Source organism: Quadrisphaera sp. INWT6 (assembly GCF_015390235.1).
In the GTDB taxonomy this organism is placed as follows: Bacteria; Actinomycetota; Actinomycetes; order Actinomycetales; family Quadrisphaeraceae; genus Quadrisphaera.
Genome location: NZ_VUOH01000002.1, coordinates 656,189 through 679,831 on the forward strand (window position 1 = coordinate 656,189; position 23,643 = coordinate 679,831).

The following is a 23,643-nucleotide window of genomic DNA, read 5'->3' on the forward strand; positions in this document are numbered from 1 at the left end:
GCTCGGACACCTCGAGACTTCCCCCGGCGGCCCGGACCGGGCAACCTGGTGCACGGACGTGCAGAGCGGGGCACCCGGGCCGGGTGGTGCGCGAGGAGGAGGCTGGCGGGGTGCCTGACGGCGAGCGCGTGGAGCGCGTGGCGAGGAGCTACTACGTCGACGGGGAGACGATGGAGGCCATCGCGGTCCGCGAGGGGGTGTCCCGCTCGACCGTCTCGCGCCTCCTCGACGCCGCCCGCTCGACCGGCGTGGTGTCGATCCGGGTGAACCCCGTGCACGGACGTGCAGCGGCGATGGCGCGCGAGCTGCAGCAGCGGCACGGCGTCGCGGCACGGGTGGTGCCCCTGCCCGACGGCGCCGGCCCCGACGAGAGGCTGCAGCTCGTGGCCGAGGCGACGGGCCGGCTGCTCGACGAGGTGGTGGCCGCCGGCACCGTGGTGGGCGTCGCCTGGGGCACCACGACCGGCGCCGTGAGCCGCCACCTGCTGGCCCGCCCCCTGCCCGACGTCCAGGTGGTGCAGCTCAACGGCGCGATGAACACGCACAGCAGCGGCGTCGGGTACGGCAGCGACGTGCTGGGGCGGTTCGCGGCGGCGTGGGGCGGGCAGGTGCACCACTTCCCGGTGCCGGCGTTCTTCGACCACCCCGAGACCCGGCAGGCGATGTGGCGCGAGCGCAGCGTGCGCCGCGTGCTGGGGCTGCAGCAGGCCGCCGGCGTCGCGCTCTTCGGCGTCGGGGCCCTCGGCGGGGCGGTCCCGAGCCGGGTGTGGGCCGAGGGCTACCTCACCCCCCGCGACCGCGCGGCGCTGACGGCGTCGGGGGTGGTCGGCGACGTCTGCACCGTCTTCCTGCGCGCTGACGGCTCCTGGGAGGGGCTGGACCTCAACGCCCGCTCCTCCGGGCTGCCGCCTCCCGTGCTGCGCCGCGTCCCGCGCCGCGTGTGCGCCGTGACCGGCGAGGACAAGGTGGCCGCCCTCTCCGCGGCCCTGGCTGCGGGGCTCGTCAGCGACCTGGTGCTCGACGAGCTCGCGGCCCACGAGCTGCTCGCCCGCCGGGGGCCGGTGCGCGGCACTGCGGGGGCCCAGCGCCGGGCCTAGGCTGGCGCACCACGGCGCGGCTCCGGCCCGGCCTGGGCGCGGGTGCCGGCGGATGAGCTCGAGCGTGGAGGAGCGATCGTCATGACGGCTGCGTCGCAGATGAGCACCCTGGGTCCGGAGCACCGCGAGCGCGCGTGGGAGGCCCTCGGCGCGGCCCCCTTCGACGTGCTCGTCATCGGCGGGGGCGTGACCGGCGCGGGCGTGGCCCTCGACGCCGCGACCCGCGGTCTGCGGACGGCGGTCGTGGAGCAGCGCGACTGGGCCTCCGGCACGTCGTCGCGCTCGTCGAAGCTGTTCCACGGGGGCCTGCGCTACCTGGAGCAGCTGAACTTCTCCCTGGTTCGGGAGGCGCTGAAGGAGCGCGAGCTGATGCTCACGCGCCTGGCTCCCCACCTGGTCAAGCCGGTGTCGTTCCTCTACCCGCTCAACCACCGCCTCTGGGAGCGGCCGTACATGGCGGCCGGGCTGACCATGTACGACACGATGGGCGGCGCCCGCTCGGTGCCGGGCTTCAAGAGCCTGACGCGCCGGGGCGCGCTGCGCCTGGCGCCGGGCCTGAAGCCCGACGCGTTCGTCGGGGCCATGCGGTACTACGACGCGCAGGCCGACGACGCCCGCCACACCCTCGCCGTCGTGAGGACGGCGGCGCACTACGGCGCGGTGGTGCGCAACAGCACCGAGGTCGTCTCGCTGCTGCACGAGGGCGACAGGATCGTCGGCGCCACCGTGCGCGACGTCGAGACGGGGGCCACCACCGACGTGCGCTCGACCGTCGTCATCAACTGCACGGGCGTCTGGACCGACGACATGCAGCACCTCGCCGGCGGGCGCGGGCGCTTCCGCGTGCGGGCCTCCAAGGGCGTGCACATCGTGGTCCCGCGCGACAGGTTCGCCTCCGAGACCGGGCTGATCCTGCGGACCGAGAAGTCCGTGCTCTTCTTCATCCCCTGGGGCACCCGGTGGATCATCGGGACGACGGACACGGACTGGTCCCTCGACAGGGCCCACCCGGCCGCCACCCGCGCCGACATCGACTACATCCTCGAGCACGCCAACACGGTCCTGCGCACCCCGCTGACCAGGGAGGACGTCCGCGGCGTCTACGCGGGGCTCCGCCCGCTGCTGGCCGGGGAGTCCGAGGGCACCAGCTCGCTGTCCCGCGAGCACGCCGTGGCGCGCCCCCAGCCGGGCCTGGTCTCGATCGCCGGCGGCAAGTACACGACGTACCGGGTGATGGGCGCCGACGCCGTCGACGCCGCCAAGGCCGACCTCGGCTCGCAGGTGCCGCCCTCGGTCACCGAGCACGTGCCGCTGCTGGGCGCCGACGGCTACCACGCGCTGGTGAACCAGGTGCCGGCCCTGGCGCGCCGCTACGGCGTGCCCGAGCACCGGGTGCAGCACCTCCTCGACCGCTACGGCTCGGAGGCCACGACGCTGCTCGAGATGGGACGCGAGACCCCCGACCTGCTGGAGCCGCTCGAGGGCGCCGAGGACTACCTGCGCGCTGAGGTCGTCTTCGCGGTGACGCACGAGGGAGCGCTGCACCTGGACGACCTGCTCGCCCGCCGCACGCGGATGTCCATCGAGTACGGCCACCGCGGGGTGCGCTCGGCCCGCGCCGTGGCCGACCTCGTGGCCCCGGTGCTGGGGTGGGACGCCGACCGCGTCGAGGCGGAGGTGCGCTCCTACACCGAGCGGGTCGCCGCGGAGCGGGCCAGCCAGGAGCTGCCCGACGACGAGGCCGCCGACGCCGCCCGCCGCGAGGCCCCGGACTCCCGGCCGAGCCTGACCGCCTGAGGTCGCGGCGGCCCGACCGCCCCACCTCGACCGCCGGCCCGGCGCCCTCCCCGGAGGGTGCCGGGTCGCCGTCGTCCCGGGACCGTGCCAGCGTGGTCGGCTCCTCCGGCCGACGGCCGGAGCTCGACGGCGAGCAGGCGAGGAGGCCTCCGCGTGGCAGGCAGCAGCCAGGTGGCACCCGGCACCGCGAGCCCCTCGGGGGGCCTGCCGGTGGGCGACCCCCGCGAGACGCGGCTCGACGGGCTGGGGGTCCCGCACGTCCTGCGGTGGGGCTTCCTCGCCGTCGTCGTCTTCATGACCGGCAACGCCGTGGAGACGAACTTCGTGGCCCCGCACCTCGCCGAGGCGCTGGGCTCCCGGTCCGCGGCGGCGGCCACGATCATCTCGGCCTACGGCCTCGCGGTGCTGGTCGGCTCCTACCTGGCCGGTGCGCTGTCCGACCTGCTCGGTCCCCACCGGGTGATGACGCTCGGGTTCGCGGTCTGGGTCGTGTTCGAGGTCGCGTTCCTGCTCAGCCTGGAGACGGGGAACCTCGCGCTCATCGCCACCAGCTACTTCGTGCGCGGCTTCGGGTACCCGTTGTTCGCCTTCGCGTTCCTGGTGTGGATCAACGCCGTGGCCCCCCGCGAGCGCGCGGGCACCGCCGTGGGCTGGTTCTACGTGATGTTCACCGGCGGCCTGCCCACGCTGGGCTCCCTGGTGGCGATCGCCGCCATCCCCGCCTTCGGGGGCGGCTACGGGGGCGAGACCGGGGCGATGTGGCTGTCGATCGCGCTCGTGGCCGCCGGGTACGCCCTGACGCTGCTGGTGCGGGAGCCGCACGGGCGCCGCCGGCTCGTGCCGGCGGAGGAGAGCGCGGCGCAGGTGCTGACCAGCGGCGTGCGCCTGGCCGCCACCGAGCCGAAGGTGCTGGTCGGCTTCCTGGTCCGCATCATCAACACCGCGCCGCAGTACGGGATGTTCATCATCCTGCCCGGGGTGATCGCCGGGAGCCTCGGCTGGTCGCAGTCGCAGTTCCTGCTGATGAGCAGCTTCGTGTACGCCTCGAACATCGCCTTCAACGCCCTCTTCGGCGCCCTCGGCGACCGGTGGGGCTGGGTGCGCACCGTCCGGTGGTTCGGGGTGCTGGGCTCAGCGGTCGGCCTGCTGCTGTGGTGGTACGTGCCGCACTGGGTGGAGCCCGGCTCCGACGGCGGCTACGTGCTCTCGGTGGCCGCGGGGATGGTGTTCGGCGTCATGCTGGCCGGCTTCGTGCCGCTGGGCGCGATCCTGCCGCAGCTCACCGACCACAAGGGCGCGGCGATGGCCGTGTACACGACGGCTGCGGGCGGGGCCGCGTTCCTCGGGGCCGCCGTGGTGGCCGTCGTGCAGCCCTGGGGCGGTGACGTCGGCACCGTGTGGGCCTTCGTGGTCCTCTACGCGGTCGCGTTCGTGCTGTGCCGCTTCCTGCGCGTGGACCAGCCGCGCGGCGCCCGCCGCTGAGGCGGGCGCCGCTGAGGCGGGCGGCGTCGGGCCCCGGCGGTCAGGTGGGCTGGTAGGGGCTGACGACGACCTCGACGCGCTGGAACTCCTTGAGGTCGGAGTAGCCCGTCGTCGCCATCGCGCGGCGCAGCGCGCCGATGAGGTTGGTGGTGCCGTCGGGCGTGGTGCCCGGGCCGAGGAGGATCTCCTCGAGCGAGCCGACGGTGCCCACGTGCACGCGCTGGCCGCGCGGGAGGTCGCCGTGGTGGGCCTCGGGGCCCCAGTGCCAGCCGCGGCCGGGGGCCTCGGTGGCCCGGGCGAGGGCGGCGCCGAGCATGACGGCGTCCGCGCCGCAGGCGACGGCCTTCACCACGTCGCCCGACAGGCCCATGCCGCCGTCGGCGATGACGTGGACGTACCGGCCGCCGGACTCGTCCAGGTAGTCGCGCCGCGCGGCGGCGACGTCGGCGATGGCCGTGGCCATCGGCGCGTGGATGCCGAGCGCGCCGCGGGTGGTGTGCGCCGCACCCCCGCCGAACCCGACGAGGACGCCGGCGGCACCGGTGCGCATCAGGTGCAGGGCGGCGGTGTAGCTGGCGGCGCCGCCGACGACGACGGGCACCTCCAGCTCGTAGATGAACTGCTTGAGGTTCAGCGGCGCCTCGGCCCCGGCGGCCGCGACGTGCTCGGCGGAGACGGTGGTGCCGCGGATGACGAAGAGGTCGACCCCGGCGTCGACGACGGTCTTCCACAGCTGCGCGGTGCGCTGCGGGGAGAGGGCGCCGGCCACGACGACGCCCGCGTCGCGCACCTGCTTGAGGCGCTGGGCCACGAGCTCGGGGTCGATCGGGGCGCTGTAGGCGCGCTGCAGGCGGCGGGTGGCCTCGGCCACCTCGGCGCGGGTGCCGCCGCGCAGCTCGGAGATCTCGTCGAGGAGGGGCTCGGGGTCCTCGTGGCGGGTCCACAGGCCCTCCAGGTCGAGCACCCCCAGGCCGCCGAGGCGCCCGATGGCGACGGCGGTCTCGGGCGAGACCACCGAGTCCATCGGGGCCGAGATCACGGGCATCGCGAACTGGTAGGCGTCGATCTGCCACGACACGCTCATGAGCTCGGGGTCGCGGGTGCGACGGCTGGGGACGACGGCGATGTCGTCCAGGCTGTACGCGCGCCGGCCGCGCTTGCCGCGACCGATCTCGACCTCGTAGCTCATGTGCGCTCCTCGCGACCGGTCAGCGACCGCTGTAGTTGGGGGCCTCGAGGACCATCTGGACGTCGTGCGGGTGGCTCTCCTTGAGCCCCGCCGACGTGATCTGCACGAACCGGCCGCGCTCCTTGAGCTCGGGCACGGTCGCGGCGCCGGTGTAGAACATCGACTGCCGCAGGCCCCCGACCAGCTGGTGGGCGACGGCGGCCAGCGGGCCCCGGTAGGGCACCTGGCCCTCGATGCCCTCGGGCACGAACTGCTCGGCGGCGGCCACGTCGTTCTGGAAGTAGCGGTCCTTCGAGAAGCCCCGGCCCCCGGCGCGCGTCTGCTGCGCGCCCAGGGAGCCCATGCCCCGGTAGGACTTGTACTGCTTGCCGTTGATGAAGACCAGCTCGCCGGGGCTCTCGGCGCAGCCGGCCAGCAGGGAGCCGAGCATCACGGTGTCGGCGCCGGCCACGAGGGCCTTGGCGATGTCCCCGGAGTACTGCAGGCCGCCGTCGCCGATGACCGGGACGCCGGCCGGGCGGCACGCGGCCGCGGCCTCGGAGATGGCGGTGACCTGCGGGACGCCGACGCCGGCGACCACGCGGGTGGTGCAGATCGAGCCCGGCCCGACGCCGACCTTCACGCCGTCGACGCCGGCCTCGACCAGCGCGGCGGCGGCGGCGCGGGTCGCGACGTTGCCGCCGACCACGTCGACGTGCGCGGCGGACGGCTCGGCCTTCAGCGCGGCGACCATCTCCAGCACCGCCCGGGAGTGCCCGTGGGCCATGTCGACGACGAGCACGTCGACACCGGCCTCGACCAGGAGCATCGCGCGCTTCCAGGCGCCGTCGAAGACGCCCATCGCGGCGGCGACGCGCAGCCGGCCGGCCTCGTCCTTGGTGGCCAGGGGGTACTGCTCGCGCTTGGTGAAGTCCTTGACGGTGATCAGGCCCTTGAGGCGGCCCTCGCCGTCGACCAGCGGCAGCTTCTCGACCTTGTGCTTGGCCAGGAGCGCCATCGCGTCCTCGCCGGAGGTGCCCACGGGCGCGGTCACCAGCGGCATCCGCGTCATGACCTCCCCGGCGGTGCGGGTGCGGTCGGTCTCGAACCGCAGGTCGCGGTTGGTGACGATGCCCACCAGGTGGGAGCCCTCGTCGACGACGGGGACGCCGGAGATGCGGTAGCGGGCGCACAGCGCGTCGACCTCGTCGAGGGTGGCCTCCGGGCCGCAGACCACGGGGTCGGTCACCATGCCGGACTCGGAGCGCTTCACCAGGTCGACCTGGGTGGCCTGCTCCTCGGGCGAGAGGTTGCGGTGGAGCACGCCGAGGCCGCCCTGGCGCGCCATGGCGATGGCCATGCGCGACTCGGTGACGGTGTCCATCGCCGAGCTGAGGAGGGGGACGGCGACCTCCACGCGCCTGGAGACGCGGGAGGCGGTGTTCGCGGCACTGGGGACGACGTCGCTCTGCCCCGGCAGGAGCAGCACGTCGTCGAAGGTCAGGCCGAGGCCGTCGAGCGGGAGGGTGGAAGCACCGAGGACGCCGGTCACCCCCTGATCGTACGGGGGGTGACCGGCGTCCTCGGACGGGCGCCGCGGGCGCCGGAGGCGCTGGGGAGCCCCGAGCGGGTCAGTGCACCATGCCCAGGCGGAAGCCCTTGGCCACGGCCTGGGCGCGGTCCGCGGCGTCGAGCTTGCGGAAGAGCCGGCGGGCGTGGGTCTTCACGGTGTCCTCGGACAGGAAGAGCTGCTTGCCGATCTCGGCGTTGCTGCGGCCCTCGCCCATGCCGGTGAGCACCTGGAGCTCGCGCTCGGTGAGCGCCGGGGCGGCCCCGGCCTCGGTGCGGCGCGCCCCGCGGCTGCGGCCGCTGGGGTCGCCGATGGCGCCGATCACGGCGGCGACCAGCTCGGAGCGGGTGGCGTCCTTGACCACGTAGCCGCGGGCGCCGGCGGCGACCGCGCGGGCCACGCCCTCGACGTCCTCGGCCACGGTCAGCATCAGCACGCCGGCGCCGGGGTGGCGGGCGAGCAGGCGACGCGCGGCCTCGACGCCGCCGATGCCGGGCATGCGCACGTCCATCAGCACCAGGGCGGGGCGCTCGGCCGTCCAGCGGGTGAGCACCTCCTCCCCCGAGCTCGCGCCGACGACGCGGCCGACACCGGCCACCCCCGCCACCGCGCGCCGCAGGTTCTCCCTGACCAGCGGGGAGTCGTCGCAGACCATCACCGTCGCCACCGCAGACACCGTCGCCACCTCCGTGTGCGCCGACCCGTGCGGTCGGCTGTCCTGGAGGTGTCATCGGCACGGATCGGGCCGACCTGAGAGCTGGGACCGCTCCGTCGACCGGCTGTCGACCGGCTGTCGACCGGCTGCCTACGGCTCCGTGGCCTCCTGGAGCACCTCGAGCGCCTCCGACAGGGTCGGGGCGCGCAGGGCGGGCCTGCCCTCGGGGACGTGCGCCCAGGCCCACCCGGGGCCGGACAGGACCAGGCGCACCGGGTGGCGCAGCCTCGGGAGCGGACCGAGCTGGGCGGCGGCGTCGGCCACGCCGTGCTCGGCGTGCAGCAGCACGGCCGCGGGCCCGGTGCGGCGGACGGCGGCGGCGACGGCCTCGCGCGGCAGGCCGGGGGCCAGCACCCACGGGCGCACCCCGCCGGCGGCGACGGCGGCGGCCAGGACGTGCAGGGGCATCGGGTCGGACTCGCCCTCGGCGGCGGCGAGCAGGACGACGGCCGTGGTCCGCTCCGGCGGGCGCCGCAGCGCGCGCAGCGCCTCCATGGCGGCGGCGGTGAGCAGGACGCCGGCGTCGACGCCCGCTCCGGTGGCCTCCCAGCGGCGGGCCAGGGCGCGCCGCGCGGGCTCCACCACCTGCTCCCAGGCGCCCACGGGCCCCCGGGAGGCGCAGGCGGCCATGACGGCCGCGGCCGCTCCGGGCGCGTCACCGGCGAGGACCGCGCGCTGCAGGGGGTCCTGGCCGGCCGGTGACGGCCGGCGCGTCAGGGGGGTGCGGTCGGCCGGGAGCACGGCGCTCCACGCCGCGAGGCCGCCGGCGGCCGGCGGTGCGGGCTCCTCGTCGTCGGGGTCGGGCCCGTCGTCGTCGGCGTCGAGGGGGGCGGGGACCGGGGACGACTCGTGCAGGTCCGCGGCGAGCGCGGAGGCGGCCGCCGAGACGGGCGGCACGCCCTCCAGGGTGAGGCGGCGCATCACCACGAGGCGGGCGAGGTCCTCGGGGCTGTAGCGGCGGTGCGACCCGACCTCGTGCTCGCTGGGGCCCAGGCCGTAGCGGCGGGCCCAGGTCCGCAGCGTCGCGGGGGCGACCCCGAGGCGCCGGGCGGCGGCGGCCACGCCCAGCGACACGCCGGCTGCGGCGTGGTCGGGAGGCGGCACCTGATCAGTGTGGAGGCCGGGCGCGGGCCGTGCCAGTCGCTCCCGCCGCCGGCGGGGCCATCAGGGGGACGTTCGCGGGAGACGTGTGGAGGGGCTCGCGCAGGGGTGGCGGCGAGCGGAGGCACAGGCACCACCCGGATGGAGCAGCCCCAGGTCCTTGAACAACCCCTGAAGCGGTTGTAGTGTCTTCAACAAGAGCTCCGCACCACCCGGTGCAGCCGCTCTGAACAGGCAGTACCCCGCCGCGGCCGGATCCACACACGCCTGCGCGCAGGACCACCCGCCAGAGCTCTGCACCACCCGTGCACCACGCCTGAACACCGGAGGACCACCCCATGGCTGAGATCTCCCGCCTCCCCGGCCCCGTCGCCGACATCTGGGAGTGGCAGCTCCAGGGCGCCTGCCGCGAGCACGACACCGACCTCTTCTTCCACCCCGAGGGCGAGCGCGGCCCGGCCCGCCGCAACCGCGACGCCGCCGCCGTGGCCGTCTGCTCGGCCTGCCCGGTCGTGCAGGAGTGCCGCCAGCACGCGCTGACCGTCCGCGAGCCCTACGGCGTGTGGGGCGCGCTGACCGAGGACGACCGCGAGCGCATCTACGCCGCGCAGCGCTCCCGCCGCACCCCCAACCCGGTGGTCGCCGAGACGACGCTCCGCATCGCCGACGCGGTCTGACCGCTCCAGCACCCTTCGAGGAAGCCCCTGGACCCACGGGTCCGGGGGCTTCCTGCCGTTCCGCCCCACCCGCGACGATCACGCACGTGAGCGTCATGTGCGCCACCCGCCCTCGGCGACCGGGTGGCGCGCAGCCGCACGATCGTCACGGGGGTCCGCTCGGGGCCGGGTGCAGCAGAGCCCCCGGACCCTGACGGGTCCGGGGGCTCTGCTGCTGGTGAGCGGATCGCTCAGTGGGCGTGCCCGTGGCCGCCGGCGGCCGGGGCCTCCTCCTCGGGCTTGTCGACGACGAGGGTGTCCGTCGTCAGCACCATGGAGGCGATCGAGGCGGCGTTGCGCAGCGCGGAGCGCGTCACCTTCACCGGGTCGATGACGCCCGCGGCGACCAGGTCGACGTACTCGCCGGTCGCGGCGTTGAGCCCGTGGCCGGCGTCGAGGCCGCGCACGCGCTCGACGGCCACGTAGCCCTCGAGGCCGGCGTTCTCGGCGATCCAGCGCAGCGGCTCGGAGGCGGCGCGGCGCACGATCTGCGCACCGGTGGCCTCGTCGCCGGTCAGGCCGAGGGAGTCGATCGCGGAGACGGCCTGGATGAGGGCGGAGCCGCCACCGGCGACGATGCCCTCCTCGATGGCCGCGCGGGTCGCCGAGACGGCGTCCTCGATGCGGTGCTTCTTCTCCTTGAGCTCCACCTCGGTGGCGGCGCCGACCTTGATGACGCAGACGCCGCCGGCCAGCTTGGCCAGGCGCTCCTGCAGCTTCTCGCGGTCCCAGTCGGAGTCGGTGTTCTCGATCTCCGCCTTGACCTGGCGCACGCGGTCGGCCACGGCGTCGGCGTCGCCGCCGCCGTCGATGATCGTCGTGTCGTCCTTGGTGATGACGACGCGGCGGGCCGAGCCGAGGACCTCGAGGCCGACCTGGTCGAGCTTGAGGCCGACCTCGGGGCTGACGACCTGGGCGCCGGTGAGGATCGCGACGTCCTGGAGGATCGCCTTGCGGCGGTCACCGAAGGCCGGGGCCTTCACGGCGGCGGCGGTGAAGGTGCCGCGGATCTTGTTCACCACGAGGGTGGACAGCGCCTCGCCGTCGACGTCCTCGGCGATGATGAACAGCGGCTTGGAGGTCTGCAGGACCTTCTCGAGCAGGGGCAGCAGCTCCTGGACGGAGGAGATCTTGCCGGCCGAGAGCAGCACGTGGGCGTCCTCCAGGACGGCCTCCATGCGCTCGGAGTCGGTGACGAAGTAGGGCGAGATGTAGCCCTTGTCGAACTGCATGCCCTCGGTGAAGTCGAGCTCGAGGTTCATCGAGGACGACTCCTCGACGGTGATGACGCCGTCCTTGCCGACCTTGTCGAAGGCGTCGGCGAGCAGGTCGCCGACGGAGGAGTCCTGCGCGGAGATCGTGGCGACCTGGGCGATCTCGCCCTTGTCGTCGATCTCGCGGGCGGTGGCGAGCAGCTGCGTCGACACGGCCTCGACGGCCTTGTCGATGCCGCGCTTCAGCCCGGAGGGGCTGGCGCCGGCGGCCACGTTGCGCAGGCCCTCCTTGACCATGGCCTGGGCCAGGACGGTCGCGGTGGTGGTGCCGTCACCGGCGACGTCGTTGGTCTTGGTGGCGACCTCCTTGGCGAGCTGGGCGCCGAGGTTCTCGTACGGGTCGTCGAGCTCGACCTCGCGGGCGATGGTGACGCCGTCGTTCGTGATCGTGGGGGCGCCCCACTTCTTGTCGATGACGACGTTGCGGCCCTTCGGGCCGAGGGTCACCTTGACGGCGTTCGCGAGGGCGTCGACGCCGCGCTCCAGGGCGCGGCGGGCGTTCTCGTCGAACTGCAGCTGCTTGGCCATGTCCTTCTTCCTGGTGGCGTGCTGGTGCTGTGAGCGTGCTGGGACGGCGAACGCCCCGGAGGCCGCCGCCGTGAGGCGGGCGGGCCGCCGGGGCGAGCCGAGTTCAGTGCGTCAGTCGCTCAGGCGACGACGGCGAGCACGTCGCGGGCCGAGAGCACGAGCAGCTCCTGGCCGCCGTACTTCACCTCGGTGCCGCCGTACTTGGAGTAGATGACCTTGTCGCCGACCTTGACGTCGAGCGGCACGCGGTTGCCGTTGTCGTCGATGCGGCCCGGGCCCACGCTCAGGACCTCGCCCTCCTGGGGCTTCTCCTTCGCGGTGTCCGGGATGACGAGGCCGGATGCGGTGGTCTGCTCGGCGTCGAGGGGCTTGACGACGATGCGGTCCTCGAGCGGCTTGATGGAGACCGACACGGGCGGACCTCCCCTTCGCTGTGGTGTCGCTGTGATGCGAACGGACGGGTGCGGGCGCGCCGCGGGAGCCGGTGCGTCGTCGCGGGTGCCGCTCCGACCTCGGGCGCTGGCACTCTCACGGGGAGAGTGCCAAGAAGGACAGTAGTGAGGCCGTCAGCACTCGGTCAACCCGAGTGCCAGCCCGCTCCCCCGGTCGCCGGGGGTGCTGGGAGGATCGGCGGGTGGACGGGAACAGCGGCGGACCCGGCGCGAGCGGTGCGGGCGGCACCGGCGGCACGGCGGCGGCGAGCATCGCCCCCCTCCTGGCGCCGGACGGCTGGGCGCTGCTGGAGGCGCTGCCGCCCTACCCCGGCCCCGACGCCGCGCTCGGCCTCGGCGCCCGCCTGCGCGCCGAGGGCGCCGAGCCGGCCCTGGTGGCCGCCGCGCTGACGCAGTCGCGGCTGCGCGCGAGGGGCGCGGCCAAGTTCGGCCCGTTCGCCGACGGGATGCTCTTCACCGCCGAGGGCCTGGAGCAGGCCACGCGCCTGGAGGTCGCGGCGCACCACGCCCGGCGCTTCCGCGACGCCGGCTGCACCCGCGTCGCCGACCTGGGCTGCGGCATCGGCGGCGACGCCATGGCGCTGGCGTCCCTCGGCCTGGAGGTCCTCGCCGTCGACCGCGACGAGGCCGCCGCAGCGGTCGCCACCGTGAACCTGCGGCACTGGCCCGAGGCCCGGGTGCGCCGCGCCGACGTCCTCGACGTCCTCCCCCACCTCGGCGCGGGCACCGACCCCGACCTCGCGGGGGTCGACGGCGCGTGGCTCGACCCCGCCCGCCGCACCGCCACCGGCAGGCGGGTGCTCGACCCCGAGCGCGCCTCGCCGCCCTGGAGCGCCGTGCTGGACGTCGCCGCGCGCGTGCCCGCGACGGGCGTGAAGCTCGCCCCGGGCGTCCCGCGCGACATCGCCGCCGCGTCCGGGCGCTCCGCGGAGGTGCAGTGGGTCTCGGTCGACGGCGACGTGGTCGAGGCCGGGTGCTGGTTCGGCCCCCTGGCGCGCCCCGGGGTCACCGCGAGCGCGCTGGTCCTGCGCGGCGGGCCGCGGGGGCGCACGACCACCGTCGTCGACGGCACCGGGATGGAGCCCCCCGCGGCCATCGCCTCGCCCGACGGGGTCGGCGCCTACCTGTACGACCCCGACGGCGCCGTGGTCCGCTCGGGCCTGGTCGGCCGGGTCGCCGAGCTGGTCGACGGCGTGCTGGTCGACCCGACCATCGCCTACGTCACCTCCCCGCGCCTGGTCGAGACGCCGCTGGCGCGCGCGTTCGCCGTCGAGGAGGTGTGGCCGTTCGGCCTCAAGGCCCTGCGGACCCGCCTGCGCGACCGGGGCGTCGGCGCGGTCGAGGTGCTCAAGCGCGGCAGCGCCGTCGACGTCGAGCAGCTGCGCCGCTCGCTGCGCCTGGAGGGCCCCCGCTCGGCGACGCTGGTGCTCACCCGCCTCGCGGGCCAGCAGCACGTGCTGCTCTGCCGCCCCGTCGTCCACGGCTGACCGCCGGGGCGCGCCCGACGGGCGCCGGGCGCCGGCGGTGGCAGGCTCGCGGCCATGAGCGCCCGACGCCGCGTCGTCCTCGACACCGACCTCGGCAGCGACGTCGACGACGCGCTCGCCCTGGCCCTGCTGCTCGGCTCCCCCGAGGTCGACCTGCTGGGCGTCACCACCACCTACGGCGACACGGCGCTGCGGGCCCGCGCGACGTCCCGCCTGCTGGAGCTGGCCGGGGTCCCGGGGCCGGGCGAGCCGGGCGGCCTGCCGGTGCGGGCCGGTGCCGGCGAGCCCCTCAGCGGCGCGGAGGCCTGGTGGGCCGGCCACGAGGGCACGCTCCTCGGCGACCTGTCGACGGCGCCGACCACCGCGGTCTCCGGCCCCGGTGACGCGGCCGACTGGGTCGCGCGGACGGCCGGGGGGGCCCCGGGCGAGGTCGACCTCCTCGCCATCGGCCCCCTCACCGGCGTGGCGGTCGCCCTGCGCCGCCACCCCGGCCTCGCCCGCGAGCTGCGCTCGCTGGTGGTCATGGGCGGCCGCTGGGACGGCGGCGCGGAGGAGGGCGAGCACAACCTCCGCAGCGACGCGGTGGCGGCCGCGGAGGTCCTCACCTGCGGCGCACCGACCCTGGTGGTGGGCCTCGAGGTGACCCAGCAGGTGCAGCTGGGCGCCGACGACGTCGAGCGCATCGCCGCCGCGGGCCCGCTGGGCGCGGCGCTGGCCGCCCAGGTGCACCAGTGGCGCGAGTTCTGGGGCGAGCGCTGGGGCGTCCCCCACGACCCGGTCACCGCGCTGCTGCTGTGCCAGCCCGACCTGCTGGAGCTCGGCCCGCCCGGGCGGGCCGAGGTCGACGACCGCGGGGTGTCCGTCCACGTGCCCGACCCGGCGGGGACGGTGCGGGTGGCCACGGGGGTCGACGCCCCCGGGGCCGCCGCCGCCGTGGTCGAGCGCGTCCTGCGGGGTTGCGCGCGCACCTGAGCACCGTCCGGTGGTAGTTTCGGCCCACCGAAAACGACGCGGAGGTGGGTGGACGTGGCACTGCTCCTGGCGCTCCTGGCGCCGGCCGCCCTGGTGGGCCTCGCGCTCGTCGTCGCCGCCCTGCGCCCGGGCCTGCGCCCCCGGCTGGGCGTGCGGCCCCCGCAGCACCTGCGCGAGCCGGCCGACCTCGAGGTGGCTCTCCGCGACGACGTCGCCGCGCTCTCCCCCGAGTGGGCCACCGCCCTGCGCAGCTGACCGCACTGCCGGGCGCTGTCGGGCGCTGTCGGGCGAGGTTTCGGCCGCACGAACTCCGCGGAGGCATCACCGCAGGTCACAGGGCCTTTTTTCGGGCGACCGAAGTCCTTGGCCCGCTCCCGGCCGACCGGTAGCGTCGTCGACGGCCCCGCAGCGCGGGGTCGCAGACCTCACCGGTGAGCTGGTCGTCGACCACCCCCGGTCCGGCGGCTCGCCGGCCTGCGCCGCGCCGACCGGCGCCGCAGGACGCCCCGCGGAAGGCCCTCCCCCTCGTGCTCTCCACCGTCGTCGTGCTGCTCGCCTGCGCGGTCGTCATCTACCTCGCCTGCGAGTGGTTCACCAACGCCGTCGAGTGGCTCGGGGTGCGCCTCGCCGTGGGGTCGGCGGTCGTGGCGACCGTGCTGGCTGCGGCCGGGACCGCCCTGCCGGAGAGCGTGGTCACCCTCGTCGCCGTGCTGTTCGGGTCCGAGGAGTCCGGCGCCGACGTCGGCGTCGGCTCCGCCCTCGGCGGCCCCCTGGTGGTGGGGAGCATCGCCTACGCCGTCGCGGGCGCGGTGCTGCTGCTGACCGCCCGCTCGCGGCGCGTGCGGGCGGTGAGCGCGGGGCGCGCCCGCGTGGCAGCCGCCAGCCCCGGTGGCGGCTCGCCCGCGGCCGTCGCCGCGGCCCCCGGCCCCGACCCCCTCGCCGGGGTCGACACCCGCGCCCTCGCCCGCGACCAGGCGTGGTTCCTGGGCGCGTTCGTCCTGGCCACCGGCCTGGGCCTGGTGGCCTTCGCCGTGAAGCCGCAGCTGGGCTGGGTCCTCTTCGGTGTCTACGCCCTGTACTGCTGGCGCCAGGTGCGCACGGGTGGGCCCGCCCACGCCAGCGAGGACCTGGAGCCGCTGAGGCTGCAGCGGCGACGGGAGCGCCCGGCCACCTGGGCCGTGGTGGCGCAGGTGGTGCTGTCCCTGGCGGTGGTCTTCGCCGCCTCGCAGGTCTTCGTCGGGCAGCTCGAGGCCCTCGCACCCCAGCTGGGGCTGCCCGCCTCGCTCGTGGCGCTGCTCCTGGCACCGGTCGCCACCGAGCTGCCCGAGGTGCTCAACGCCGTCATCTGGGCGCGCAAGGGCAAGGTCGACCTGGCGCTGGGCAACCTCTCGGGCTCGATGGTCATCCAGGCGACGGTGCCCACGGGCCTGGGCGTGCTCTTCACCAGCTGGCACCTGCAGGGACCCCTGCTGCTGGCCGCGGGCGCCACCGCGCTGTGCGTGGCCTACCTGCTCGTCCTGTTCGCCACCCGCCGGGTGACCCCGGGGCGGCTCGCCGCCGCCGGTGGCTTCTACGCCGCCTTCGCGCTGGCCCTGGGCGTCACCGCCTGAGGCTCCGGGTGCCGCCCCGGCGGGCGGCCCCGGAGGGGCGGCACCCGGGTGCGGCTCAGGCGGGGGTGGCTCCGCGCGCCGTCCCGATGGCCCACACGAACGGCGGCGTCGTGCCGTTGACCGACCAGTCGCCCACGATGCGGCTCTTGTAGATCACCGGGTTGTGCGACGCCACCGTGCGCGCGTTGCGCCAGTGGCGGTCGAGGTCCTTCGCGCGGGACGTGCCCGAGGCTCCGAGGGTGTTGAACAGCAGCGTCGCCGCGCGCGGCACGCTCTCGGACAGCACCACCTGGGCCTGCGCCGTGGCGACCTCGGCGCGGACGTTGGCCGCGCGGTCGGCCTCGGAGTCGCGCAGCTCCGGGCGCGCCGTGTCGGCCGCGCCCTGGACCGCGGCGGCGGCCGCGAGCGCCGTGGCCCGCGCCGCGAACGCGATCGCGGAGATCTCCCCGGCCACGGCCAGCACCTGCGGGTCCTCGCGCACCACCGCGGCCAGGCCGTGGCTGTACGAGCGGGTGCGGCTGCGGACCTCGTGGGCGGTGTCGCGCTCGACGGCCGCGGCGATCCCGGCGTGCACCGCCAGCAGCACGAGCTGGTACAGCGCCGTCTGGTAGCGGAACCTGTCGTCGAAGGCGGCGACGTCGTCGTCCTCCACCAGGGCGCCGTCGAGCTCGAGGGTGCCGGTGCCCGTCAGCTGCTGGCCGAAGCCGTCCCAGTCGTCGCTGACCCGCACGCCGGGCTGGTCGAGCCGCACCAGCGCGGTCACCGTGCCGGCGGCGGCGTCGCCCGCGGCCTGCGCGGCGAGGGTCGCCTCGTCGGTGAGCTGGGCGACGACGTCGCTCCACCCGGCGTAGATCGTGCCGGTCGTGTAGTACTTGCGGCCCGTGATGCGCCAGCGGCCGTCCTCGCCGCGGGTCACCTTGGTCTGCTGGCCGCCGAGCTCGGTGCCGCCGGTCTCGCTCCAGGCGTTGCCGGCCCACTCCCCCGCGACGATGCGTGCGAACCACGCGTCGCGGTAGGGGCCCTCGGGCAGCGACAGCAGGTGCTCCACCCAGGCCAGGTGCCCGCGGAAGACCTGCGGCAGGTTGGAGTCGGCGGCCGCCAGGTCGACGAGCAGCTCGGTGGTGGCCACGAGGTCGAGGCCGTCACCGCCGTGCTCGACCGGCACCCGGAGCCGCAGGAAGCCCGCGTCCACCAGCTCGGCGACCTGGGCGCGGGGCAGCTCGTGGTCGAGCTCGCGCTGCACCACGCCGGTGGCCGCGCGGTCGAGGACCGGCTGCAGGCGCTCGCGGGCCGCGGCGAGGCGCTCAGCGGGGCCGGCCGCGGGGGCGGCGCTGGAGGTGCTGGTCAGGTCGAGCGTGCTGCTCATCGGGTCTCTCCTCGGTCGCGGACGTCGTGGACGCGCGTGCGCCGAGGAGACGGCACGGAGGGAGGCTGCGCCGTTGCCCCTGCTGGCGCAGCGGGCCAGGTCTTCTCCCGGGGCACCCCACGACGCGGGGTTGCCGGCCAGCGAGCCGGGGCTCCGCGCTGGCACTCATGACCTGCCGCGGAGGCTAGCGGCTGCCCCTGACCGGTGTCGAGGGGCAGCCGCGCCGCGGCCTCGAGGGGGTCAGGCGCGCAGCTGCGCCGCCATCGGGCAGCTGAACGGGTCGCCGGCGCGCAGCCCCACCTCGTTGAGGTGGCTGATGATCGCGCGGTAGGAGCCGACCAGCGTGGTCTCGGTGTAGGGGATGCCGTGGGTGGCGCAGAACTCGCGCACCATCGGCTGCACCTTGCGCAGGTTGGGGCGCGGCATGCTCGGGAAGAGGTGGTGCTCGACCTGGCGGTTCAGGCCGCCCATGACGAAGTCGACGACGACGCCGCCGCTGATGTTGCGCGAGGTGAGCACCTGGCGGCGCAGGAAGTCGAGCTTGGCCCCGCGCTCGATGATCGGCATGCCGACGTGGTTCGGCGCGAACGCCCCGCCCATGCAGACGCCGAAGACCGCGAGGTGCACGCCGACGAAGGCGGCCGCCTTGCCCGGGCCCATCGTCAGCAGCAGGACGCCCAGGTAGGTGCTCCAGTGCACCGCGAGGAACACGACGTCGACCCAGCGGCCCTTGACCGGGGAGCGGCGGGCCAGCGCCTTGACGCTGTCGACGTGGAGGTTGGCGCCCGAGAGCAGCAGCAGCGGGAGGAAGAACCAGCCCTGCTTGCGGGTCACGGCCGCCCACAGGCCGCGGCGGCGCCCCGCCTCCTCGTCGTGGAAGGCGACGACGAGCGACTCGATGTCGGTGTCCTTGCCCACCTGGTTGGGGGCGGCGTGGTGGCGGGAGTGCTTGTTCATCCACCAGCCGTAGCTGAGGCCGGCGCACAGGCCGGCGAAGACCCGCGCCGCCCACTCGTTGCGCGCGGACGACTCGAACACCTGGCGGTGCGCGCCGTCGTGCCCCAGGAAGGCGAACTGGGTGCACAGCACCCCGAGCGCACCCGCCAGCAGCAGCTGCCACCACGAGTCGCCGAGGAGGACGACCCCGGCGACCAGGGCTGCGGCGGCGAGGACGGCGATGCTCGTCCGGACCGCGTAGTAGCCGCGGCGGCGGCCGAGGAGCCCGGCCTCCTTGACCTTCTTGGAGAGCTCGGCGTAGGCGCTGACGGCTCGGTCGCGCTCCCGGACCCGCGGCGCGGCGGGTGCGGGGAGGTCGGTGGCGGCCTGGACGGGCTGAGCGGTGATGACGGCTCCCGCGGTGTCGACGGCCTCACCCACGGACGTGGCTGTTGGCCGGGCCCCGCCGGGGGCGGCAGCGCCCGACCAATGTCTCACGCCGACCTGGGCCCGCGCTGAAGACCCGGCGCAGACCTGGTCCGCACGATGAGACCGGCGATCAGACCACGACGGTGGTCACCGGGAGGCCGGGGTCGGTGGCCAGCCCGAGCGGCGAGGGCCCCAGGCCGGCAGCGACCGCCAGCGAGCCCAGGGCCGCGACCATCGCGCCGTTGTCCGTGCACAGCCGCAGCGGCGGCACCCGCAGGACGACCCCCGCGGCCTCGCACCGCTCGGCGAGCAGCCCCCGGACGCGGGAGTTCGCAGCGACACCACCACCGAGCAGCAGGACGTCGACGCCGCGCTCGCGGCACGCGGCGACGGCCTTGCGCGCCAGCACGTCGGCGACGGCCTCCTGGAACGAGGCGGCCACGTCGGCCACGAAGGCGGGGGCGGTGACGTCGCCCCCGGCGCGCCGGTGCGCCTCCACCTCGCGGGAGACGGCGGTCTTGAGGCCCGAGAAGGAGAAGTCGTGCGGGTGGCGGCGCAGGTCGTGCGCCGCGGTGAGCCCGCGGGGGAAGGCGAACGCCCTCGGGTCGCCGGACTCGGCGGCGCGCTGCACGTGCGGGCCGCCCGGGTAGGGCAGGCCCAGGAGGCGGGCGACCTTGTCGAAGGCCTCGCCCGCGGCGTCGTCGAGGGTCTGCCCCAGCAGCTCCACGCGCAGGTCCCGCGCGTCGCCGGAGGGGCTTCGGACGTCGAGCAGCTCGGTGTGCCCGCCCGACACCAGCAGCGCCAGGCTGCGCTCGGGGAGCGCCCCGGAGACCAGGACGTCGACGGCGACGTGCGCCACCAGGTGGTTCACCCCGAGCAGGGGGACGTCGAGGGCGAGGGCGAGGGCCTTCGCGGCGGCCACGCCCACCAGGAGCGCCCCGGCGAGGCCCGGTCCGGCCGTGACGGCCACCACGTCGACGTCGGCGAGGGTGAGGCCCGCGTCCTCGCAGGCCCGGCGCAGCGTGGGCAGCAGCGCCTCGAGGTGGGCCCGGCTGGCGATCTCGGGGACGACGCCGCCGAAGCGGACGTGCTCGTCGACGCTGCTGGCGACGGCGTGGCCCAGCAGCTCGGTCCCGCGGACCAGCGCGACGCCGGTCTCGTCGCAGGAGCTCTCGATCCCCAGCACCAGCGGCTCGCTCACGGCACCAGCCTAGGCAGCGCCCCGGTCAGCCCCGGTCAGCCCCCGTCGGCCCTGGTCAGACCCGTCAGCCGGCGGCGCAGCACGAGCGCGTCGACGTCCTCGGGCTGGTAGTAGCGGCGCCGCACGCCGACGCGCTCGAAGCCGCGAGCGGCGTACAGCGCCTTCGCGGGCTCGTTGTCGGCGCGCACCTCCAGCAGCACCGACGCCGCACCGCCGCTCCGGGCGGCGTCGACGAGCGCGTCGAGCAGGAGGCCGCCCAGGCCGCGGCGCTGCGCGCCGGGGGCGACGGCGAGGGTCTGCACGTCGGCGTCGGGCCCCGCGACGGCGAGGCCCGCGTACCCGAGGAGCGCCTCGGTGGGGGCCCCGCCGCCGCCGTCACGGGCCTCGACGGCCACGAGGTAGGTGCGCCCCGGCGCCGCCAGCTCCGACCAGAAGAGCTCGGCGCTCCAGGCGCTGGCGCCGAAGAGCTCCGCCTCCACCGGCAGCAGCGCCTCGACGTCCCACCAGCGCAGCGGCCGGAGCCCCACCACCGCGCCCGCAGCCGCCCCGGTCACCGGCCCGCGAGCGCCGCGGGGACCACCGCGTCGGGGCGGCGCAGGTACAGGGGCTGGGGGGCCAGCAGCTCTCCCCCGCGCTCGAGGCGGCGGGCGACGAGGGCGCCCAGCACGCCGGGGTCGGGGTCGGTCGGGAGGGCGGCTCCGTCGGAGGGCGGCCCGCTGGGTGCGCCGTCGGCCGGGCCGGGGAGCGCCTCGCGGTAGAGCTCGGCGCCGCGGCCGACGGCGGGCAGCCCCTCGGTGGGCACGTCGCCCGGGGCGGCGACGGCCGGGCCGCCGGTGCGGCGCCAGCCGCTGAGGGGGTCGCTCGCGTCGTCGACGGCGATGCGGGCCCAGTGGACCTCCTTGCGGCGGGCGTCGGCGGCGACGACGAAGCCACCCGCGAGCGAACCCCGACCGGCGGCCAGGGCGGTGGCGGCGAGCGCGTCGAGGCTGCCGACGCCGTGGACGGGGACGCCCAGCGCCTCCCCGAGGACCAGGGCGGTGGCCACCCCGACGCGCAGGCCGGTGAACGGGGCGGGGCCGACCCCGACGGCGACGGCCCCGAGCTCGCGGCGGTCGACGCCCGCGGCGGCGAGCACGGCGCTGATGGCGGGGGCGAGCAGCTCGCCGTGGCGGCGCGGGTCGTGGTGCTGCTCCGCCGCCAGGAGGCGCTCGCCGTCGAGGAGCGCGGCACCGACGGAGGAGGAGGTGTCCAGGGCCAGGATCAGCACGGACGGAGCCTAGGCGCAGTGGCGCGGGACTCCCCGGGGTGTGCGCTGCGCCGCTCGGGCGACCCGGCGCGAAGTGCTTGCATGCTGCATGCAGTCTCGCTATCTTCCTTGCTTGTGACATCCATCGACCACCGCCCGGGTGCGCCCTCCGCGGCGCACACCCCCGCCGCGGTGGCGCTCGTGGAGGAGTTCTCCTCCCTCATGCGCGTCGTCCACCTCTACAAGGCCCAGTCGACCCAGCGGTCCGCGCGCGGCCTGCTCTTCCCCATCGGCCACCACGGGCCGCTGCGCACGACGGCGCTGGCCGAGCTCGTGCACACCGACACCTCCACCACCAGCCGGCAGGTCGCCGAGCTGGTCGCCGAGGGCCTCGTCGAGCGGGAGGTCGACCCCGCCGACCGCCGCGCCTCGCTCGTCGGCCTCACCGCCGCCGGCCGCGCCGCGATCGCGGCGATCCGCGCCGAGCGCGCCGACCAGTTCGCCGTCGCCCTCGCGAGCTGGGCTCCCGAGGAGATCTCCACCTTCGCCGCCGACGTGCGGCGCTTCCACCAGGCGCTCGCCGCCGCGGTGCTCACGCCGTGCGGTGCCCCCGCCGCGCAGAGCAGCTCCCCGAACAGCTCCCCGAACAGCTCCCCGAACAGCCAGGAGTCCTGATGTCCGCCTCCGCCGCCGCGCCCCGCGCGGGCAGCGCCCCCACCGGGGCGTTCACGCACCGCCAGATCATGACGGTCCTGTCCGGCCTCCTGCTCGGCATGTTCCTCGCCGCGCTCGACCAGACGGTCGTCTCCACGGCCATCCGCACCATCGCGGACGACCTGCAGGGCTACTCGCTGCAGGCGTGGGCCACCACGGCCTTCCTCATCACCTCGACGATCACCACGCCGCTGTACGGCAAGCTCTCCGACATCTACGGGCGCAAGCCGTTCTACCTCTTCGCCATCGGCGTCTTCGTGATCGGCTCCGTGGCCTGCGCCTTCGCGTGGTCGATGTACTCGCTGGCCGCGTTCCGCGCCCTCCAGGGCGTCGGCGCCGGCGGCCTCATGAGCCTCGCGTTCGCGATCCTCGGCGACATCGTGCCGCCGCGGGAGCGCTCCAAGTACCAGGCCTTCTTCATGGCCGTCTTCGGCTCCTCGAGCGTGCTCGGTCCGGTCATCGGCGGCGTGCTCGCCGGCCAGGACCAGCTGCTCGGCATGGCCGGCTGGCGCTGGATCTTCTTCGTCAACGTGCCCTTCGGCATCGCCGCGTTCCTCGTCGTGATGCGCGTGCTGCACATCCCGCACGTCCGCCGCGACCACCGCATCGACTGGATGGGCGCCACCGCGCTCGTCGTCGCCCTCGTGCCGATGCTGATCGTCGCCGAGCAGGGCCGCGAGTGGGGCTGGGGCTCCACCAGCGCCGTGGTCTGCTACGTCCTCGCGGTGCTCGGCGTGGTCGGGTTCGTCGTGGCCGAGCGGGTCATGGGCGACGAGGCGCTGCTGCCGCCGCGCATGTTCGGCGAGCGCACCTTCTCGGTCGGCATCACCTCGAGCTTCATCGTCGGCATGGGCATGTTCGGCGGGATGCTGCTGCTCCCGCAGTACCTGCAGGTGGTCAAGGGCTCCTCGCCCACCGTCGCCGGCCTGCAGACCCTCCCGCTGATGCTCGGCATCATGAGCGCCGCCGCCGTCTCCGGCCGGATCACCAGCCGCACCGGGCGCTACAAGGTCTTCCCGGTCATCGGCACCGCGGTGCTCGCCGTGGCCCTGTTCCTGTTCTCCTTCGTGGGCGCCGACACGCCCCTGCTCACGACGATGGCGATCATGCTGCTCTTCGGCATGGGCCTCGGGCTCAACATGCAGTCGGTCATCCTGGCCGTGCAGAACGCCGTCAGCCCCCGCGACATGGGCGTGGCCACCTCCTCGGTGACCTTCTTCCGCCAGATGGGCGGCACCCTGGGCGCGGCAGTCTTCCTGTCGCTGCTGTTCAGCCTCGTGGTGGGCCGCATCGCCACCGCGTTCGGCGAGGCGCAGGGCACCTCGGAGTTCCAGCAGGCCCTCGCGGCGAACCCCGACCAGGCCCAGACCCTCGCCGGGGTCACCTCGGGCGGCGGCTCGCTGAACGACACCTCGTTCCTCAACGGCCTCGACGCCGCCCTGGCCCACCCGTTCCGGGTCGGCTTCTCCTCCGCGATGGACTCGATCTTCCTCATCGCGGCGGGCGTCATGGTCATCGGCTTCCTGGTCACGCTGTTCCTGCCGGAGAAGCCGCTGCGCACCACGGCCGGCGTCCAGGCGCAGGCCGAGGAGTCGGGCGAGCCCGTCGCCGACGGTGCTGCGGCCGCCGTGGCCGCTGCGGCCCCGACCTCCACGACCCCCGTGGTCGAGGACGACGACGACCGCCGGGTCGGCGCCTCGCGCTGACGCCGCCTCCGGTCACCGCCTGGTGATCATGCAGAAGACCCGCACACCGGGCTCCCGGGTGCGGGTCTTCTGCATG

Annotated in this window: 21 protein-coding genes and 1 riboswitch; of the genes, 10 read left to right on the plus strand and 11 right to left on the minus strand. The window is 75.6% G+C overall.

Going from position 1 to position 23,643, the window contains the following annotated elements; genetic code table 11:
* The first annotated feature begins 110 nt into the window (after nucleotides 1-110).
* The 3 genes from F1641_RS07855 to F1641_RS07865 all read left to right on the plus strand — a co-directional run bounded on the left by F1641_RS07855 (nucleotide 111) and on the right by F1641_RS07865 (nucleotide 4,376).
* On the plus strand, nucleotides 111-1,097 hold the full coding sequence (locus F1641_RS07855; protein WP_206690762.1) for a sugar-binding transcriptional regulator: 987 nt from the start codon (nucleotides 111-113) through the stop codon (nucleotides 1,095-1,097).
* Nucleotides 1,098-1,178: 81 nt separating this feature from the next.
* The gene (locus F1641_RS07860) at nucleotides 1,179-2,894 is read left to right on the plus strand and encodes a glycerol-3-phosphate dehydrogenase/oxidase (protein WP_194904223.1); all 1,716 of its coding nucleotides are present in this window, start codon (nucleotides 1,179-1,181) and stop codon (nucleotides 2,892-2,894) included.
* 153 nt (nucleotides 2,895-3,047) lie between these two features.
* Entirely contained in the window at nucleotides 3,048-4,376 is a 1,329-nt protein-coding gene (locus F1641_RS07865) for an RbtT/DalT/CsbX family MFS transporter (protein WP_206690764.1), read from the plus strand.
* Nucleotides 4,377-4,416: 40 nt separating this feature from the next.
* Here F1641_RS07865 and F1641_RS07870 read toward each other — a convergent pair whose 3' ends face one another.
* From F1641_RS07870 to F1641_RS07885, 4 genes are all read right to left on the minus strand, one after another.
* Nucleotides 4,417-5,565: a GuaB3 family IMP dehydrogenase-related protein gene (locus F1641_RS07870; RefSeq protein WP_194904226.1), complete on the minus strand. Its 1,149-nt coding sequence runs from the start codon at nucleotides 5,563-5,565 to the stop codon at nucleotides 4,417-4,419.
* A 19-nt stretch (nucleotides 5,566-5,584) separates the two neighbouring features.
* Nucleotides 5,585-7,096, minus strand: coding sequence for an IMP dehydrogenase (gene guaB / locus F1641_RS07875; protein ID WP_194904228.1), 1,512 nt, complete (start codon nucleotides 7,094-7,096; stop codon nucleotides 5,585-5,587).
* A gap of 79 nt (nucleotides 7,097-7,175) precedes the next feature.
* Nucleotides 7,176-7,781 (minus strand): response regulator transcription factor, encoded by a 606-nt coding sequence (locus F1641_RS07880; RefSeq protein ID WP_194904990.1) that lies wholly within the window; start codon nucleotides 7,779-7,781, stop codon nucleotides 7,176-7,178.
* 138 nt (nucleotides 7,782-7,919) lie between these two features.
* Nucleotides 7,920-8,933: a MerR family transcriptional regulator gene (locus F1641_RS07885; protein ID WP_194904230.1), complete on the minus strand. Its 1,014-nt coding sequence runs from the start codon at nucleotides 8,931-8,933 to the stop codon at nucleotides 7,920-7,922.
* A gap of 335 nt (nucleotides 8,934-9,268) precedes the next feature.
* Here F1641_RS07885 and F1641_RS07890 point away from each other — a divergent pair, with 335 nt between their 5' ends.
* The gene (locus F1641_RS07890) at nucleotides 9,269-9,607 is read left to right on the plus strand and encodes a WhiB family transcriptional regulator (RefSeq protein ID WP_194904232.1); all 339 of its coding nucleotides are present in this window, start codon (nucleotides 9,269-9,271) and stop codon (nucleotides 9,605-9,607) included.
* 230 nt (nucleotides 9,608-9,837) lie between these two features.
* On the opposite strand, the gene groL is transcribed toward F1641_RS07890, so the two are convergent.
* Together groL and groES are read right to left on the minus strand one after the other, a co-directional pair.
* Nucleotides 9,838-11,448 (minus strand): chaperonin GroEL, encoded by a 1,611-nt coding sequence (gene groL, locus F1641_RS07895; RefSeq protein WP_194904234.1) that lies wholly within the window; start codon nucleotides 11,446-11,448, stop codon nucleotides 9,838-9,840.
* Between the two features lie 119 nt (nucleotides 11,449-11,567).
* Nucleotides 11,568-11,861, minus strand: coding sequence for a co-chaperone GroES (gene groES / locus F1641_RS07900; RefSeq protein ID WP_139709973.1), 294 nt, complete (start codon nucleotides 11,859-11,861; stop codon nucleotides 11,568-11,570).
* A 221-nt stretch (nucleotides 11,862-12,082) separates the two neighbouring features.
* Here groES and F1641_RS07905 point away from each other — a divergent pair, with 221 nt between their 5' ends.
* The 4 genes from F1641_RS07905 to F1641_RS07920 all read left to right on the plus strand — a co-directional run bounded on the left by F1641_RS07905 (nucleotide 12,083) and on the right by F1641_RS07920 (nucleotide 15,969).
* A complete protein-coding gene (locus F1641_RS07905) occupies nucleotides 12,083-13,387 on the plus strand; it encodes an SAM-dependent methyltransferase (protein WP_309225469.1) in 1,305 nt (434 codons plus the stop codon).
* A gap of 54 nt (nucleotides 13,388-13,441) precedes the next feature.
* The gene (locus F1641_RS07910) at nucleotides 13,442-14,359 is read left to right on the plus strand and encodes a nucleoside hydrolase (protein WP_194904236.1); all 918 of its coding nucleotides are present in this window, start codon (nucleotides 13,442-13,444) and stop codon (nucleotides 14,357-14,359) included.
* 54 nt (nucleotides 14,360-14,413) lie between these two features.
* A complete protein-coding gene (locus tag F1641_RS07915; RefSeq protein WP_194904237.1) occupies nucleotides 14,414-14,614 on the plus strand; it encodes a hypothetical protein in 201 nt (66 codons plus the stop codon).
* Nucleotides 14,615-14,886: 272 nt separating this feature from the next.
* On the plus strand, nucleotides 14,887-15,969 hold the full coding sequence (locus tag F1641_RS07920; protein ID WP_194904238.1) for a sodium:calcium antiporter: 1,083 nt from the start codon (nucleotides 14,887-14,889) through the stop codon (nucleotides 15,967-15,969).
* A gap of 55 nt (nucleotides 15,970-16,024) precedes the next feature.
* On the opposite strand, the gene F1641_RS07925 is transcribed toward F1641_RS07920, so the two are convergent.
* The 5 genes from F1641_RS07925 to tsaB form a co-directional block, all read right to left on the minus strand.
* Nucleotides 16,025-17,335: an acyl-CoA dehydrogenase family protein gene (locus F1641_RS07925; RefSeq protein ID WP_194904241.1), complete on the minus strand. Its 1,311-nt coding sequence runs from the start codon at nucleotides 17,333-17,335 to the stop codon at nucleotides 16,025-16,027.
* Between the two features lie 64 nt (nucleotides 17,336-17,399).
* Nucleotides 17,400-17,508: riboswitch (SAM riboswitch) on the minus strand.
* A 67-nt stretch (nucleotides 17,509-17,575) separates the two neighbouring features.
* A complete protein-coding gene (locus tag F1641_RS07930) occupies nucleotides 17,576-18,712 on the minus strand; it encodes an acyl-CoA desaturase (protein ID WP_309225470.1) in 1,137 nt (378 codons plus the stop codon).
* Between the two features lie 118 nt (nucleotides 18,713-18,830).
* Complete coding sequence (gene tsaD, locus F1641_RS07935; RefSeq protein ID WP_194904242.1) at nucleotides 18,831-19,901, minus strand: tRNA (adenosine(37)-N6)-threonylcarbamoyltransferase complex transferase subunit TsaD; 1,071 nt, start codon at nucleotides 19,899-19,901, stop codon at nucleotides 18,831-18,833.
* A gap of 35 nt (nucleotides 19,902-19,936) precedes the next feature.
* Nucleotides 19,937-20,455 carry a ribosomal protein S18-alanine N-acetyltransferase gene (rimI, locus tag F1641_RS07940; protein WP_194904244.1) on the minus strand — a complete coding sequence of 173 codons (519 nt, stop codon included), beginning with the start codon at nucleotides 20,453-20,455 and terminating at the stop codon, nucleotides 19,937-19,939.
* A complete protein-coding gene (tsaB, locus tag F1641_RS07945) occupies nucleotides 20,452-21,168 on the minus strand; it encodes a tRNA (adenosine(37)-N6)-threonylcarbamoyltransferase complex dimerization subunit type 1 TsaB (RefSeq protein ID WP_194904246.1) in 717 nt (238 codons plus the stop codon). Before tsaB ends, rimI begins: the two co-directional genes overlap by 4 nt.
* A gap of 114 nt (nucleotides 21,169-21,282) precedes the next feature.
* Here tsaB and F1641_RS07950 point away from each other — a divergent pair, with 114 nt between their 5' ends.
* Together F1641_RS07950 and F1641_RS07955 are read left to right on the plus strand one after the other, a co-directional pair.
* Nucleotides 21,283-21,822 (plus strand): MarR family winged helix-turn-helix transcriptional regulator, encoded by a 540-nt coding sequence (locus F1641_RS07950; RefSeq protein ID WP_194904248.1) that lies wholly within the window; start codon nucleotides 21,283-21,285, stop codon nucleotides 21,820-21,822.
* A complete protein-coding gene (locus tag F1641_RS07955; RefSeq protein WP_194904250.1) occupies nucleotides 21,822-23,567 on the plus strand; it encodes an MDR family MFS transporter in 1,746 nt (581 codons plus the stop codon). Before F1641_RS07950 ends, F1641_RS07955 begins: the two co-directional genes overlap by 1 nt.
* Nucleotides 23,568-23,643: the final 76 nt, after the last annotated feature.

Bases quoted from the DNA above. Each gene is read 5' to 3' on its own strand.
- F1641_RS07860 (WP_194904223.1), top strand. From the start codon at position 1,179: ATGACGGCTGCGTCGCAGATGAGCACCCTGGGTCCGGAGCACCGCGAG.
- F1641_RS07870 (WP_194904226.1), bottom strand. From the start codon at position 5,565: ATGAGCTACGAGGTCGAGATCGGTCGCGGCAAGCGCGGCCGGCGCGCG.
- F1641_RS07890 (WP_194904232.1), top strand. From the start codon at position 9,269: ATGGCTGAGATCTCCCGCCTCCCCGGCCCCGTCGCCGACATCTGGGAG.
- groL (WP_194904234.1), bottom strand. From the start codon at position 11,448: ATGGCCAAGCAGCTGCAGTTCGACGAGAACGCCCGCCGCGCCCTGGAG.
- F1641_RS07910 (WP_194904236.1), top strand. From the start codon at position 13,442: ATGAGCGCCCGACGCCGCGTCGTCCTCGACACCGACCTCGGCAGCGAC.
- F1641_RS07925 (WP_194904241.1), bottom strand. From the start codon at position 17,335: ATGAGCAGCACGCTCGACCTGACCAGCACCTCCAGCGCCGCCCCCGCG.
- F1641_RS07955 (WP_194904250.1), top strand. From the start codon at position 21,822: ATGTCCGCCTCCGCCGCCGCGCCCCGCGCGGGCAGCGCCCCCACCGGG.